11 protein-coding genes are annotated in these 15,063 nt (G+C 39.0%); 7 read left to right on the top strand and 4 right to left on the bottom strand.

The annotated features are described in order from the left end of the window. The first annotated feature begins 114 nt into the window (after window positions 1–114). The 3 genes from CH377_RS15500 to CH377_RS15490 are packed head-to-tail and all read left to right on the top strand — an operon-like array spanning window position 115 to window position 3,738. Window positions 115–2,130: a tetratricopeptide repeat protein gene (locus CH377_RS15500; RefSeq protein WP_100724669.1), complete on the top strand. Its 2,016-nt coding sequence runs from the start codon at window positions 115–117 to the stop codon at window positions 2,128–2,130. Window positions 2,131–2,146: 16 nt separating this feature from the next. Then, a complete protein-coding gene (locus CH377_RS15495) occupies window positions 2,147–2,956 on the top strand; it encodes a hypothetical protein (RefSeq protein WP_100724668.1) in 810 nt (269 codons plus the stop codon). Between the two features lie 17 nt (window positions 2,957–2,973). Next, on the top strand, window positions 2,974–3,738 hold the full coding sequence (locus CH377_RS15490; RefSeq protein ID WP_100724667.1) for an enoyl-CoA hydratase/isomerase family protein: 765 nt from the start codon (window positions 2,974–2,976) through the stop codon (window positions 3,736–3,738). Between the two features lie 70 nt (window positions 3,739–3,808). Here CH377_RS15490 and CH377_RS15485 read toward each other — a convergent pair whose 3' ends face one another. Together CH377_RS15485 and CH377_RS15480 are read right to left on the bottom strand one after the other, a co-directional pair. Then, on the bottom strand, window positions 3,809–5,503 hold the full coding sequence (locus CH377_RS15485) for an FAD-binding oxidoreductase (protein ID WP_100724666.1): 1,695 nt from the start codon (window positions 5,501–5,503) through the stop codon (window positions 3,809–3,811). Between the two features lie 133 nt (window positions 5,504–5,636). Continuing rightward, window positions 5,637–7,646 carry a SpoIIE family protein phosphatase gene (locus tag CH377_RS15480; RefSeq protein ID WP_100724665.1) on the bottom strand — a complete coding sequence of 670 codons (2,010 nt, stop codon included), beginning with the start codon at window positions 7,644–7,646 and terminating at the stop codon, window positions 5,637–5,639. A 157-nt stretch (window positions 7,647–7,803) separates the two neighbouring features. Between CH377_RS15480 and CH377_RS15475 the strand changes: the two genes are divergently transcribed. The 3 genes from CH377_RS15475 (at window position 7,804) to CH377_RS15465 (ending at window position 12,586) form a co-directional block, all read left to right on the top strand. Further along, on the top strand, window positions 7,804–9,438 hold the full coding sequence (locus tag CH377_RS15475) for a glycerol-3-phosphate dehydrogenase/oxidase (protein ID WP_100724664.1): 1,635 nt from the start codon (window positions 7,804–7,806) through the stop codon (window positions 9,436–9,438). A 41-nt stretch (window positions 9,439–9,479) separates the two neighbouring features. After that, window positions 9,480–10,592: an AraC family transcriptional regulator gene (locus CH377_RS15470; protein WP_100724663.1), complete on the top strand. Its 1,113-nt coding sequence runs from the start codon at window positions 9,480–9,482 to the stop codon at window positions 10,590–10,592. A gap of 80 nt (window positions 10,593–10,672) precedes the next feature. Continuing rightward, window positions 10,673–12,586: an AMP-dependent synthetase/ligase gene (locus tag CH377_RS15465; protein WP_100724662.1), complete on the top strand. Its 1,914-nt coding sequence runs from the start codon at window positions 10,673–10,675 to the stop codon at window positions 12,584–12,586. Between the two features lie 225 nt (window positions 12,587–12,811). Here the strand turns inward: CH377_RS15465 and CH377_RS15460 are convergent, their stop codons facing one another. Together CH377_RS15460 and CH377_RS15455 are read right to left on the bottom strand one after the other, a co-directional pair. Continuing rightward, entirely contained in the window at window positions 12,812–13,390 is a 579-nt protein-coding gene (locus tag CH377_RS15460; RefSeq protein ID WP_020771550.1) for a TetR/AcrR family transcriptional regulator, read from the bottom strand. Window positions 13,391–13,494: 104 nt separating this feature from the next. Continuing rightward, a complete protein-coding gene (locus CH377_RS15455; RefSeq protein WP_100724661.1) occupies window positions 13,495–14,502 on the bottom strand; it encodes a patatin-like phospholipase family protein in 1,008 nt (335 codons plus the stop codon). A gap of 97 nt (window positions 14,503–14,599) precedes the next feature. Between CH377_RS15455 and CH377_RS15450 the strand changes: the two genes are divergently transcribed. Beyond that, window positions 14,600–15,061, top strand: a complete 462-nt coding sequence (locus tag CH377_RS15450) for a PaaI family thioesterase (RefSeq protein WP_100707290.1) — start codon at window positions 14,600–14,602, stop codon at window positions 15,059–15,061. Window positions 15,062–15,063 lie beyond the last annotated feature (2 nt).

The following is a 15,063-nucleotide window of genomic DNA, read 5'->3' as shown; positions in this document are numbered from 1 at the left end:
TTCTTTCCTTAAGTTCCGGAAAATTCGTTAGACGAATAGAGTCCCTCGCTTGAGAGTAGAGAGAGTGAAGATTTCGCTTTTTTCGATTCCAAACCCTATACAAGTCCGGGGATTATGAAACACGCAAGCATTATTCCGATCCTTCTGGTATCCATGCTGGATGCAGGCAGTTTATTTGCTTCTCCCCAAAATACTGACTCCGTTTTTGTATGTAGGGATGTTGATTCTTCCGGAAGGGCCAAGTCTGTTTGGCCGGCCTATTATTATTCTCTCGGGTTAGAGAGTTTGAATAAGGCTAGAAACTCTGAAGGAAGAGAAAGAACAGAAGAAATTATAGAAGCAGTCCGAAATTTCCAAGATTATATTCGATGTTCTGAATCTGTAGGGGTTCCTGTTTCAGCAGTATTCCGTTGGAATAAGGCACTTGCACATTATTACTTGGGTCAATGGAAGGATGCGGTTTCTGAACTGGATTTGGCCGAAAAGTCTGATCCTAATTTTAGAGAATCCTATATTTTAAAAGGAACCATTCTTTTAAACAGCGGGGAATATGAAAAGGCGGCGACTTATTTAGAATCTCATCTGAGTAAGTTTTCGGAAGATCCTGATTTTTATTATTTATTAAGTTCTGCTGAGCTTGCTCTGAAGAATGATGCAAAATCAGTTTTATATTTAAGTTCTCTTCGAGATCTGATCAAACAAAAAGATTCCAATCCTAAATATCCTGAATTTGTGTATTTATCTTTGGGAAAAACGTATTTTGCTTTAGGCCAAAATACAAAGGCACTTTTTTATATTTCGGGTTATCTGGAGATGAGGCCTGAAAACTGGGAAATCCGCTTTCTTCTCGCAAAAATTTTAGACCAGCTAGGAAAGTTTTCCCAAGCTAAAAAACAATTACAAAGAATACTACAAGAGATCCAAGGAAATTCCTCAGTGGAATTGATGCTCGGAGAGATGTACTTTATAGAAAGTAGATCTATGGCAGCAGGTTATTTTGAGGATCTAAAGAAAAAAGGAAAACTGAATAAGGATGGGGTCCTATTTGGACTTTATTCCGTACTGAATTCCAAATATTCAGACGCAAGAAGGATACTTTTTCCTTTAAAAGAAAGATTTCCTAAAAGGTTATCTATTCGTTTAGGCGTTTTAGAGATCCAAAAAAGAGATCCAAATATTGATAAAAAGGAATATATCCGAGAATTAATTGAAGTAGCATCAATTGCGCTCCAATCCCAATTGACTACACTCGCAGAAACATTACTTCTGGAATCTATTAAGATTACGGAACAAGAAAAGTTAGATCCAAGAATTCTTGCGGAACAATATGACTTTTTAGCTGGAGTATATGAACAATCTGGTTCTGTATTTAGATCCATCATTTCTGTTCGTAAAGCAATCCAATATACTTCTTCTACAGAAGATTCTAAAAAATATGAATTACATTTGGCATTCCTGCTTAGAGGAAATCCTCCAGGAAAGGTCCAAGAATCAGAAGAGATTATCCAAAATATCCTTAAAAATGATCCGAATAATCATTATGCTTATTATCTTTTGGGAATTGTTCTATTCCAATCTGAAAAGTTAGAACAAAGTAGAGGTGCATTCGAACAAGCAATTCGATTGGAACCAAAATCTTCTGTGTATCATTTTTACAGGGCTTCTACTTTAGAAAAATTAGGAAGGCTTCCTGAAATGGAAGAGGATCTTCGTAAGTCTATGGAGCTAGATCCTGAAAATCCAATTGCTTATAATTATTTAGGTTATCATTATTCGGAGAAAGGAATTCGTTTGGATGAGGCGCTCGATCTTATCCGAAAGGCGGTGGAACTTGCTCCTGATAATGAGGCTTACCAAGATAGTTTGGGTTGGATCTATTATAAAAAGGGTAGAGTGGATGAGGCCCTATTACATTTGAATCTTGCCTTCCAAATTTTACAGGATAGAAACGAATACGATCCTACAATTTGTGAACATTTAGGTGATGTTCATCATGAAAGAAGAGAATTTGCAGATGCCAGAAGATTCTGGGAAAAATCGGAAACTCTTTTTCAAAAGAAGGAAGACAAAGTTCGAATTCGAGAAAAATTGGAGAGGTTAAGAACGAATCCGGTCTCAAATAAATCTTAGACCGGGAGGACTTGTTTTGAGAACAAACCATTTCATTCGATTTTTTAGGTTCGGATACTTATTCTGTTTTATTCTATTATTTCAATCTTGTGTAACCACTGATATTGAAGAGATTAATTTCCGACAAAAAGGAAAGATCAAATTTTGGAGCGCTAAATCCAAGGAAGGTTCCAAATACTTGGATGGCCTTCGTAAATTAGAAGAATCGAATACTTCTTATTCTGGAGAATTTGATATACGTATCCAGAATTTTTTCCCTAAGAAGGATGTATTCTCTTTATCCGGTAAGATCTTTTATGATAAGCCGACCGGCAAAATGCAGATCGAGCTAACCGACAAACTTTTCGGGATCAGTGTTTCTAAAGTGTTTAGCGACGGCCAAACAATTCGGATCAAAACTGTTTCGGTGGATAAGATCCATGAACAAACTATGGACGATATCGTTTTGTCTGATCCTAGCACAGGAAAACAAACTGTAGTTCCTTTCCCAGTGATCTATTATCTTCTTTCGAATAGGAATGCGGAATTATTTAAACCACAATGGACGCTCGTTCAGCCGAACGATGGAATTGTTCTCGTCAGAAAACCGGGAGAAGAATGGACTTACTACACCGCAGAAAACGGGATCCGTTCCGTGGAATGGGATTCCAGCGGCAAAAACGTAAAGGCAGTCACAAGTGTTCAGGGAGAAGTGGAATTTCCACCTAAAACTACGATTACACGTATCGTATCCAGAACAGATGGAGCTGACCAGAATCGTATCGAGATTAAAATGAAAAAAGTATCCCGCACTGATAAATTGAACCAAGTAGTGTTCGGATTCTAATATTAAGGATATTGAATATGTTAGACGTAGAAAAAAACGGTCATATTTTAGAACTTTATATCAAAACAAACGAGACCAATTCTTTAGGAAGGGAGTTTTTCCGCAAATTTAGAGAAGTGCTTGAACAAGCAGAAAACGATAGATCCGTTAAGTCTATTCTTCTTTCCGGAAGAAACGATAAGTTTTTTTCCAATGGATTCGATCCTGAGATCTTCGTAGGTAAAAACCTGGAAGAAATTAAGGAAGTGCTTAGAGAAGCACTCGGTGCCTGCGGAAGAGTTTTATTCTCTCCTAAACCTGTTGTTTGTGCAATGAACGGACACTCTATGGGAGTGGGAGCGGTCATTGCAATATTCTCTGATTATAGAATTCTTGTGGAGAAAAAAGGAAGATTAGGTTTTCCAGAGTCTTTGATCGGTATTAATTTTCCATCCACTGCAGGAACAGTTCTGAAAGATCTAGTCGGAATGAAAACTGCAAGAGATCTTTTGTATAGTGGAAGAGGACTAAAAGCTGACGAGGCTGTTCAAGTGGGACTCGTAGAAGAATCTGCGACTCCGGAAGAAGTAATTCCAAAAGCTAGAAAATGGTGTTCTCAATTCCAAGACATGGCAATGGAATCGGTTGTTGGAGTAAAAATTGCTCTTAGAGATTCTCAACGTTTACTTGCTGACACTTTAGAAAAAAGAGATGTGGATCTTCTTGCACAAGCAATCGCTAGTTCTAATGGTCAGGAAGGAATGAAATCTATTCAGGAAAGAAGACGCCCAGTTTTTACCTGATATAAAAAAGCCTGGGATCTTCGTCCCAGGCTTACGTTGGTTGGGCTACCACGCCTTGGTAGCGTATTTATTAAGAATGGAATAATTTTCCTGGATTCAAAATTTCTTTTTGGTCTAAGACCTTCTTAAGTCCATTCAAGGCTTCTACTCCAGGTTTACCTAAGTTGGATTCATACCATTTTTTATGATCGAAACCGACTCCATGATGGTGACTGATCGGAGCTTTAAAAGAAGTGAATGTATCCGAAACGGACCTTTTCATTTTAAACCATTGTTCTTCTGGTTTTTTGGGATCCATTGGGAACAGGATCGTATAATACAAACAAGCCCCCTCATGATAACTATGAGATAAATGGCACATAGCTATCGAGCCGGGGATGGAATTTTGTAGGGACTCAATTCCAGCTCTATGTAGATCTTCTAATTTATCATAAGTGCTGGAAGTTTCCATTGTATCCACTCCCATTCCGTATTGCATTACATGGTTTCGTAGGAAAGGCATATTATATCTGCTGTGGATCCAATTCTGTCCTAACTTTTCCCCTGCGAAGATTGCTCCGCCTTTTTTCCAAAGTTTTTTGAGATTCTCGAATGAATGATCCACTTCTTGTCTGGATCCATCCAATCCTACTAGAACCACACATTTATTCTCGCCGATACCTACCGATTTCAGATAAGAATTCTGGAGAAACTTTTTGAATTTGCGGATTGGTGTATTCTTTTTTCCGAGCTCACCGAGATATTCATATAGTCTAGTTTCGTTTGCATCGGAAAGTCTCATCATAGAAGTTTTAATCTCTTCTTGGTTTGCTTTCCTAATAAAGTTGATGGAAGAAAGTAGATCCGGAAATACGAGTCCGAAATATTTTCTAGTTTCAGGGATTTTATGGATCTTGATCGTAATTTCCGAAATAATTCCTAAAAGACCTTCACTACCAGCAATGATCTGGTTCCAGTCTGGCCCGATAGAAGCCGCAGGCGCTCTTAAAGTTTCTACTGTTCCGTTCGGGCTAATCAATTTTACTGAACTTAGTATTTCTTCTATCTTTCCGTATCGATTGGATTGTTGTCCTGCACTTCTTGCTGCGACCCATCCGCCCAAGGTGGAATATTCGAATGATTGAGGGAAGTGCCCTAATGTGTATCCTTTTAAGTTGAGTCCATATTCTAATTTAGGTCCGTAGATCCCAGCTTGGAAAGTTGCAGTCATACTGATCGGATCAAAAGAAACCAATTCTTTCATTTCAGTCATGTCTAAGGAAAGAACCGCTTTTTGTCCTTTTCCCTTCAAAACTTCTACACCGCCCACTACGGAAGATCCTCCACCGAATGGAATGACGGTGATCTTATTTTTAGAACAATATTCTAAAATTTTAATAATCTCAGAATCTTTTTTAGGATAAACCACTCCGTCCACGAATGATTTTAGGGTATTAAAATGAAGTCTTAGTACATCATAATAACTTCTGCCGGCAGAATGGAAAATTCTCTCATATCGATCGTTTTTGAAATTATTTTTACCTACGATCGCGCTTAGGTTTTTGATGTCGTTTGGACTTAGTTTTCCATTAGGTAGTTTGATCCCCTCTAAAGAAACTGCAGGAGTATCTCTGATAGAATCTAATTTAAATTCTCTTTGGAGAAGTTTGAGTATTTCAGGCATCTGTGCCTTTCTACCGAAGTCCTGATCGTTTGCCCCCCAGGCATTCCATCTAAGATTGGATCTGGAATAGTCGATTTTGGAATTGAGCTCGTGGTAGAACATTGGGTCTTTCTCCGATTAATTAAAAACGTTTCCAATAAATACGAATCTTTCCAGAGGGCAAGGTAAAAAGGATTTTCGATGCAGATCAAATATCAGATGTAGGAGTTCCTACATCTTTGGCTCACATTAAGTCCTATAGACGTTTTCTTAACTCGGCGATTTTTGGATCATCCGGCGATAGTATAGATGCCTCATCCAATAATTTTTTTGCCCGGAAGGAATTACCAAGCAATCTATAAATATCCGACAGGTTGATCAGATTTTTTAAATGATTTGGAGAACGTACTCTTAATTTCTCTCCGAGTTCTGCTGCGGATTTTAGATATTCGGTGTCTTTTTTCTGAGTATAAGATTTCTTCCAGAGTATAGAAGAATAAAATAAAAGCTCTGTTTCAGAAGGATCCCAGGATAGGGACTTCTCCGCCCATTCTGCCGCTTTTTTGAATTCTGATATTTTGTCGTACCATCTGGATAGAAGTTTGGCAACCTGAGGGAAATAACGTTCTCCCACTGTACCTGATTTTTTCAAACCTTCTTCCAAGACACGTATTGCATCCTTTATGTTTCCTTTTTGAAAGATGGATTCTGCTTCCGCGATGGATTTTTTATCTTCCATATAAGGATTTCTAGAAGGATTATAAGAAATAGATAATATACTTAAATCGTCTGAAAGTTTTCCTCTGCTGATGAGGGATCTACGGATCGTTTTTAATTCTCCGCCACTTTCTTCCACGGAGGCTAAGAAAATTGTCTCATCCTCATTCATTATCCTTTTGCCTGAAAAATCCTCTTCTAATACCAGATCGTCTCTACCGTCAGATCCGCAGAAGATCGTATCACCAGGAAGCATTCGGAAGGTTTGAACTTGGATCTTAGAGCCGAACATTTCTGAAATACCTAATTTACGAATATTCGATTCTGCTCCTAAGAACATTGCCTTTCCATCCCTGTATAAGACAGGCCAAGGATGTTCCGCATTTATATAGTACATTGCTCCTGTAGAATGTTCTACGATTCCTAAAACCGCGGAGATTAGCATAAAACCGTCGAATGTTTCGAATACATTTTGTAGGTCTATAAATGCTTCTTTCAGCCAGCGTTCCGGAGACTTAGATTGTATCTCTGGAGAAAGTCTAGTTCTGCTGATGATAGAATTAAATACCGAGCCTAAGACCAATGCGCCGCCCGCACCCTGGATGGATTTTCCCATCGCGTCTCCGTTGATGAATGCAGTATAATCCCTATCTTGTATTTTAACTATATATGCACTTAAGAAGTCTCCACCCAGTTCATAATCCTTTTCTTTGAAGGAGAATTTTTTGTACTGGTCTAATAGGAATTCAACTTTTACTGCCGAATTTTCGGAATTATCCAATTTGATTAGAGGCGAAAGAAGAAGTGCAGTTAAAAAATAATCTCCATCCTGCTTTTCCTTTAAAGCTTGGATCTGCTGCATTTTTTCTGAAATTTCCCTGTTACTTTCTTGGATCTTAAATCTGCCTACAAAGCTTACAAAACGATATCTTTCCAGGATTATGGAGAAGACCAGGGTGAGAAGGAATGCAATTCCCAGATTCTGCATGGAATATGCAGCTTGAGGAGTGCTCAAATTCGGAGAATAAATAAGAACGGAACTAACGAAAGTAATTAGGGATAATATTAAAAATACAAAATATGAATTTTTAGGAAGAGGAACAAATACGATCGTGATAAGAGCGATCTGTAGTCCTGATACGTAATTTGGATCATCTGCAATTCTACCTGTGAAAAACGAAGTGCAAAGTAGAAGGTATGCAATGAATACATACGCCATTTCCAAACTATATTTGCGAGTAGGGATCTTGAATAATGTATCCAATAGGAGGAAAATTAAACAAAGAACGCCAACTATAGAGAATCCGATCCGGAAATAAAAAAGTTCAGGAAATTCAGGATGTAATTTTTGATCCGTTCCGAAAGCGAAACCCAACCATACAAATATTGCAAGTACTGCACCTGGATACTGGATGGCGCGGTTCTGTCTTTTCAGATCAAAGGTGTATTCTTTTTCATACACTTCTCGTTCCGGGTCCTTCTTAAAAAAACCTAGAATAGAATTCCATTTGTTTTGAAAACTACCTGCCCGTGAGGAAGTATATGACATCTACTGAATCGAACTCCGTTCGGTTCAAGTCCCTAAAATAAGTGGGAAATAAGAACCGGGTCTAAACAAAAATTATCATCTACTGATTTGGAGTAAAGAATTTGTGTAATTTCTAATGTGTTGACCGACCGAGTTCTCAAATCCAAGCTGTGAATCTATGGCCAAAACGAAAGACGCTAAAACTCCTTCTTTTCCGATTTCTTCCCAAGTTTTCGATACCTTAGTGATAGGAGGAGGGATTACGGGTGCTACTACTTTGTGGGATGCCACCTTACGCGGGTTAAAGGTAATTCTCGTTGAGAAGAATGATTTTGCTTCTGGGACAACTCAAGCCACCTCTAAGTTAATTCATGGAGGTTTAAGATATTTAAAGAATGCAGAGTTTGGGCTCGTGCGAGAATCATTAAGAGAAAGAAGGATACTTGCAAAGATTAGTCCTCATGCTCTCAAAACATTAGGTTTTATTATTCCAATATATTCTAATCCCGAAAAGTGGATCACCAATATCGGCCTTGGAATGTACGATTATTTTTCGTACGACAGAAACAAAAATATCAGTTCGGATTCTTGGATCCCTAAATATAGATTTTTATCACCGGAAGAAGTGGTGATGGAAGCTCCCAGTCTTCCCCGGAACGGACTTAAAGGTGGATTTTTATACTATGATTATCAGAACACGAATCCGGAAAGGCATACATGCGAGTTCATCTTCTCCGCGGAAAAAAAAGGTGGAACTGCTCTCAATTATACGGAACTAGTTGCGATTTCTCAGCAAGGAGAAGTTTACCAAGCAATCTTAAAAGATAAAAGAAGTGGTAAAACTTATCCTGTATTTGCAAAAACAGTGGTGAATGCTGCTGGTCCTTGGGCGGATTTTGTAGAATCTTTGGCTGGAGTAGGAATGGACAAGGTGCTCGTCCGATCCAAAGGAATCCATATTGTAACGAGGGCATTAACTGTTTCCAAGGCAGTAGTTTTAAAGAAAAGAGATAAGACCCATATGTTCGTTCTTCCTTGGAGAGGTAAAACAATCATAGGAACAACGGATACTGTCTTCTCGGATTCTCCGGATAAATTTAAGGTCACAAAATCGGATATTCAAGGTCTATTAGAAGAAATTAATATTGCATTTGGTTACTCAGATCTAACCGAATCGGATGTGGATTTCTATTATGGCGGAATGAGGCCTTTGGTAGAAGATCCTGGTGAAAAATCAGACACTTACAATGCTTCTCGTAAAACTGAAATTTTAGATCATAATGAAAAAGGGCTTCCCGGATTCTATACTGCCCTCGGCGGAAAATATACGACGAGCAGGCATTTAGCGGAAAAGATCACAGACAAACTTTGCGAGTATCTGCCTGGAAAATTTTTACCTTGCGAAACGGACCAGATCCCTCTTGCTTCCGGTGAATTTTCGGACCATTCTTCTTTAGTAAAAGGGCTTACTAAAAAATATCCTAAACTTTCCGGGGAATATCTGGAAACCTTAGCTGCTCGATACGGAAGTTTAGCCTACGAAGTTCTCAAATATCAAAAATCAAATGACGAATCAATTACCTTGAATAATGGGGAAGAGTTCAATACTGCAGAGATCCGTTATATCGCTTCCGAGGAGAAAATTGAAAAGGGAACAGACTTTTTCTTCCGTAGGTCCGGAGTAGGAGTGCCAGGTGCACCTTCTTCAGAATCACTTCATAGGATCGTAGAAGAATTGGGAAAAACCCTGGGTTGGAATCCTGCTCGTAAAAAGGTGGAAAGTTCGGAGATACTCTCTCGTTATCATTTTTGACTTTTCATCTAGTTTCAATCTGGTATCTCTAAGTAAGCCACATGGATTTAGAAACTGCTTATTTAGTTTTTGGGATCGCCTTCGGCTGGATCTGGTCATTGGGAATCTTACTTTCTCCTGCTTCTTTGGGAGAAAGGACCAGAGCGTCCCTAATCATGTTTTGTTCTTCTTTTTGGCTTGTGGGAGCTGCAACATTCCTTTCCGGACTAGTTAAAATTTATCCGATCCTGTATGCTATTCATATTCCTTTTGCGTTGGGAATTGCTCCTCTTCTATATATCCACTTTCAAATTACTTTACTCGGACTGGAACTTTCTAAAAAAGAGATATTTCTTCATTTTCTACCAATTCTATTTTCAGTAATTTTACTCTTACCTTTTTGGTTAGGCGGAGAAGAATTTAGACTTCGCACATTACGAGAGATCACAGAAGGAAGAATCTATTCCGCTATACTAGTGTTCTTGCAGATCACTCCTAAAATTTCGATCCTTTCCTATTTTCTTCCTTTGCTCTGGATATATAGAAGTTACTTATTTCGTTCAGAACAAGATGAGAATGAAGAAAGAGCAAGAAGAATGTTTTTAATCTTTATATGCCTGGTTTGTTTTGTGATCTTCTGGGGGCTTACAGGTTCTATTTTAAGAAGAATTGAATTCGTAAAAGAGAGTATATTCAGTCTTCCTGTTTTGTTAATTATAGGCTTTTTACTTTCTCAGCGGGAACCAAATTGGTTGGGTTTTGTTGGAAAAAGTTTAAGAGAAGTTCGTTATAAAAAATCCAGACTGAAAGGAATGGATGAATCTAAGATCAAAGATCGTTTAGAAGCATTGATGAGAAGAGAGAAGGTTTATGCAGACGAGGACCTTACACTTTCTCAACTCGCAGAAGAGCTGGGGCTCACTAACCATCAACTTTCCGAATTTTTAAACCAGCGTCTATCCATGAAATTTTCGGATTATATCAATTCATGGAGGGTGGAAGAAGCAAAAGTTTTGCTCTTAGAAGATCCTGATCGTTCCATTTTGGCAATCTCCGAATCAGTCGGATTCAATTCTAAATCCGCATTTAACGAAGCATTTAAGAAATTTGCAGATTCTACACCTAGTGAATTCAGAAAAACCGCAGTCTTATACAAGGCCTCGTTAAAATTTTAAAATTCGCACGTCCTGAGTTATACGCCAGGACGACAAACTTTCAAGGCGGCTCTATACTTTCCTCCATCTTAGGAGGTGGCATGAAAACTCTTGCCGATTTATATCAATCGTCCAAAAATAAATATGGGAATCAGCCCGCATTTCTAACTAAAAATTCCTCGGGAGAATTCGATTCTGTAGGCTATTCAGAATTGTACGAGTTAGGATTACAGCTTGGAACTGCACTTATAGAATTGGAATTTCCATATAAGGGACATGCTGCCGTTCTTGCAGATAACCGTTTGGAATGGATTATCACCGATTACGCGATCGTAATGGCGGGTGGGGCGGATGTTCCGAGAGGGACGGATGTTACCGATTCAGATCTGAATCATATTCTTCCTCATAGTGGTGCTACTATCGTATTTGCAGAAAACGATTCAGTCCTAAAAAAACTCTACCAAAACCAAAGTGCTATTCAGAACGTACATACAATTATTCTAATAGATAAGAATTCTAAAGGCACTGGAAAAGAACTCAGATTTTGGGATCTGGTACAAAGAGGAAAAGAATTAAGAGATAAAGGCAACCGTGAAATGGAGAAGAGGATATCCCAGATCCAAGAGGAAGATCTATTTACGCTGATCTATACTGCTGGAACCACGGGGCGCCCTAAAGGAGTTCCTTTAACTCATAAAAATATAATGTCCCAGATCAATCGTATTCCTATTAAGCTGGAAGCTGGAGAGAGGATACTTTCCATTCTTCCTGTATGGCATAGTTTTGAAAGAATGTTTGAGATGGTATGTATCCATTTCGGAGCGGGTACATATTATTCTTCTGTTAGAACATTGAAGGAAGATCTTAAAAAAGTAAAACCTACTTTTATGGCTTCTGCGCCTAGACTCTGGGAAAGTGTATACCAGGGAATTTACGCCACAGTGGCTAAGTCTTCCGGTGTAAAACAAAGTCTGTTTCAGGCGGCACTATTCTTCTCTTCAAATATTCAGTCTGCAAAACGTTGGCTTGGTTTTAGAGAATTGGATCTAACTGGAAGAAGCGCAATTGTTTCTTCATTTGTCGGAGTTTTCAAAGTTCTACAATATATTTTGAATATTCTTCCGGCTACACTCTTGGATCTTATCGTTTTGAAAAAGATCCGCCAGGCCACTGGTGGAAAATTAAAGGGAACTGTTTCCGGTGGAGGTGCACTTCCTATCCATGTGGATAAATTTTTTAATGCGATCGGAATTCAGGTTTTGGAAGGATATGGTCTAACTGAAACTTCTCCTGTTATCTCTGTTCGTATTTTGGATGAGGCAGTAATGGGAACAGTAGGTCCTTTGTATAAGGGAACTTCTCTCAGAGTTGTGGATCCAAATACTTCTAAAATTCTTTGGACTACTGAAGAAGGTGGGCCTAAGGGATATTCAGTTAAGGGAGAGATCCATGTAAAAGGGGATCAGGTGATGTCCGGATATTATCACGACGAGGAAAATACTCGCAAAGTGATGAACGGAGGATGGTTCAATACCGGAGACCTTGGAATGATGACTTATAATGATTGTTTGAAAATTGTAGGTAGAACAAAAGAAACAATCGTTCTATTGGGCGGCGAGAATGTGGAGCCGGTTCCGATAGAAAATATTTTAAGTCAGTCCGAATTCATACTCCAATGTATGGTGATTGGTCAAGACCAGAAATATCTTTCCGCATTGATCGTTCCGAATCCGGAATTTTTCCCGGCTTACAAACCTGGAGTTGGCTTCAGTTCTGCGGAAGAGGAAGCAAAATGTGCAGTCAAAATCCAAGCAGTGATCAAAAATGCAATCTCTGCGACGAACGGATTCAAATCATTCGAAAGGGTAGTGGACTTTAGATTATTGCCTAAACCTTTCGAGACAGGTGATGAACTTACTGCAAAACTTTCAGTAAAACGACACGTAGTGACAGATAAATATTCCGGATTGATCTCTGATATTTATTCAGGCAAAAAAGAAGAAGTTCTGAGATAAAGAATATTCTGAAGTTTGAATGTTGGAACTCCAACGTGGTTAAAGTGCTGCCCCCACCCTGGCTTTGGGTGGAGGGGAGTGGCTTGTGGGAGAGCCCCGTCTCTATATCACAAAATACTAATTTTTACAATTATTTTTTAAACAACAGCTCTTGTTGGAATTCCAACAAACCGGCCATTTTCGAATATAAAAGAGATTCCCGCAGCGCCCGCAGACTCTAAAACTTCAGAATGTGAAAGTGTTCGCGAGAACTACTCCCATAAAGTCTTTTACCACTTCAGCAACCTCATCTAGTTTAATAGATTCTTGGTCTACAATCCTTTGTCCCACTGTCCCTAAAATGATACTGATCAAAAGTCTGTTTAGATTTGGGTTAGTGATTCCTAAATGTTTTGTGATGATGGTTACATATTCTTTCATCGCTTCTGCGATGAGTTGTTTTTCTTCTTCATGATTTTTTAATCTAGAAACATCGCATATGATATAGAGAAGATTTTGGAAATAAGTCTCTCTGTCCTTTACCATTGTGAAGAGCGCTTCTACTCTTTTTTCGATGGTTTGATTATCTTCTCCCTTGGAGTAGACTTGTAATTCCTCAATGTCCTTATTGAGTACGAACTTTACGAGTTCTTTAAATATATCTTCCTTAGTTGAGAAGTAATGGTAAAGAGTTCCGGTGGAAACATCCAATTCGGTGGCGATTTCTCTCATGGAAACTGCCGAATACCCTCGCCTTGCCAAAATATCCACACACTTGGAGAGAATCTCGGCTTTATATTTTTCGTGGTTTACGATTTTGGGCATTTCTTGGGTCCTGAAGATTTTTTTCTATTTACCGTTTTCGCTAATTCTAAGGCTCCTTGGAGAAGGAAGGGGATCAACCCTCTCTTATTTGAGGAGCAAGTTAATTATTTTATTTGTTCGAAAAAAGAATGCAAGTGTTTTTTCCAGTTTGGGTCCAGATGACTTAAGATCCTTTCCTTTTGTTCTTCTGCATCCTTACGTCCTGTCTCAAATGCATGCTTCACAAGGTTCGGATTCGTATAGTCAAACCCTTGCTCTATAAATGGTCCTTCCGGGGAAACAAGTAATGTATCAGATAAGACCGAGGCAGATTTTCCCACCAAGGTAGTAGGCTCGTAGAAAACTCCTATCTTAGGCAGGTCGGAGGAGAAGTTTTCAAGTAGAAGATTATTAGTTAAGCCCCCATCCAGATAATAATTTCCATTAAAACTCTGAAGAGGTAAAACTGGGAATGCGGAGCAAGAGTTCATTACAATCTGAGTGATTGTTTCCGGATCGGTTAGGTCCTTCTCCGTAAAAACTTTTTCTCTCCATCCCCAATCTTTCATTTTTTGTAATACTTCATAAGGTTGCTCTCCCTTTCTTCTTAAAGTTTCGTCTTTAAAATATGCCCGAATAATGGAAGCCGCCTTAGCGAAGAGTATCCTTTGGATAGGCTGTCCCTTTTTGTTCTTGTCCAGACTTTCATTCGGGATCTCCACGGTATGGATCCTGATCTTTGCAGCCTTGGAGATAAGTTTGGAAAATCGGAGACAATACTCTACAGTTCTTCTCGCGATACCATGGTGAGGGAAGGGGGCGCTGATCCTTAGAAGTCGATTCCAATAAAAATTTTTAGGATTTCGTTTGGTCAGTTCTTGGAAATAATTCGAACTATCCTCTTCTGTTTCGGATAGGGTACTGATCGCCATTGCGGCTCCAGCGCTTACCCCGGAAACTTCTTTAATTTTTAGACCCCAGGTCCTTAGTGTATATGCAAAACCTAACCCGTAAAATGCTTTGATACCTCCACCAGCGATTGCAAGAGCGATTTCCTTTTTAATCCCTAATTCTTGCCATGCGGTCCGGATACCTTTTTTCAATTTAGTTTCTATAGAAAAGAGCGGGTTCATTTTCCTACATATTGGTTGTGTCTCCAAATCATGGCAATTTTAATTTGCCCGAATCCAATTTCTTTACAAGATCGGAATATAGACTAGGAGATCCACCTTGGCGAATCAAAAAGATTTAGAAGATATGCAGAAAGAATGGGAGAAGTTTTCCAAGGCCGCACCAGGCTTAAAGGTTCCTCCTCCTGCTTTTAAAGAATTGTCCGGCGAATTCGTTTCTTACGTAAGGAAAAAGGAGATGGTCTGCAGTTTTTATGTAGAGCCTAGGTTTTCCAATCCTATGGGAGTTTTCCAAGGAGGATTTTTAGCCGCAGCTTTCGATAATACATTCGGTCCATTATGTTATTTGGCTGCGGGAAAACCTACCACTACTTTAGAATTAAGCGTTAGTTATATTCGAATGGTAAAGGAAAACCAAAGGATCACTGTGCAGGCAAAAGTAGTTGCTCGAGGTAACCAGCATATCTACTTAGAAGGAGAAGCTTTCGATGAAGAAGGTAAACTTCTCGCCAAGTCAACTACCCAAGTACTGATCTTAAGACTTCCTGGCGGAGCGGCTTGATA

The sequence above is a fragment of the Leptospira haakeii genome (assembly GCF_002812045.1).
GTDB lineage: Bacteria > Spirochaetota > Leptospiria > Leptospirales > Leptospiraceae > Leptospira_B > Leptospira_B haakeii.
Note: the sequence above shows the minus strand (reverse complement) of the source record. Positions and strands in the feature narration are given on the sequence as shown.

What these genes read in the sequence shown, in the direction of transcription:
- CH377_RS15455 (WP_100724661.1), bottom strand. Translation starts at nt 14,502, where the DNA reads ATGAACCCGCTCTTTTCTATAGAAACTAAATTGAAAAAAGGTATCCGG.
- CH377_RS15485 (WP_100724666.1), bottom strand. Translation starts at nt 5,503, where the DNA reads ATGTTCTACCACGAGCTCAATTCCAAAATCGACTATTCCAGATCCAAT.
- CH377_RS15500 (WP_100724669.1), top strand. Translation starts at nt 115, where the DNA reads ATGAAACACGCAAGCATTATTCCGATCCTTCTGGTATCCATGCTGGAT.
- CH377_RS15470 (WP_100724663.1), top strand. Translation starts at nt 9,480, where the DNA reads ATGGATTTAGAAACTGCTTATTTAGTTTTTGGGATCGCCTTCGGCTGG.
- CH377_RS15460 (WP_020771550.1), bottom strand. Translation starts at nt 13,390, where the DNA reads ATGCCCAAAATCGTAAACCACGAAAAATATAAAGCCGAGATTCTCTCC.
- CH377_RS15465 (WP_100724662.1), top strand. Translation starts at nt 10,673, where the DNA reads ATGAAAACTCTTGCCGATTTATATCAATCGTCCAAAAATAAATATGGG.
- CH377_RS15475 (WP_100724664.1), top strand. Translation starts at nt 7,804, where the DNA reads ATGGCCAAAACGAAAGACGCTAAAACTCCTTCTTTTCCGATTTCTTCC.
- CH377_RS15490 (WP_100724667.1), top strand. Translation starts at nt 2,974, where the DNA reads ATGTTAGACGTAGAAAAAAACGGTCATATTTTAGAACTTTATATCAAA.
- CH377_RS15480 (WP_100724665.1), bottom strand. Translation starts at nt 7,646, where the DNA reads ATGTCATATACTTCCTCACGGGCAGGTAGTTTTCAAAACAAATGGAAT.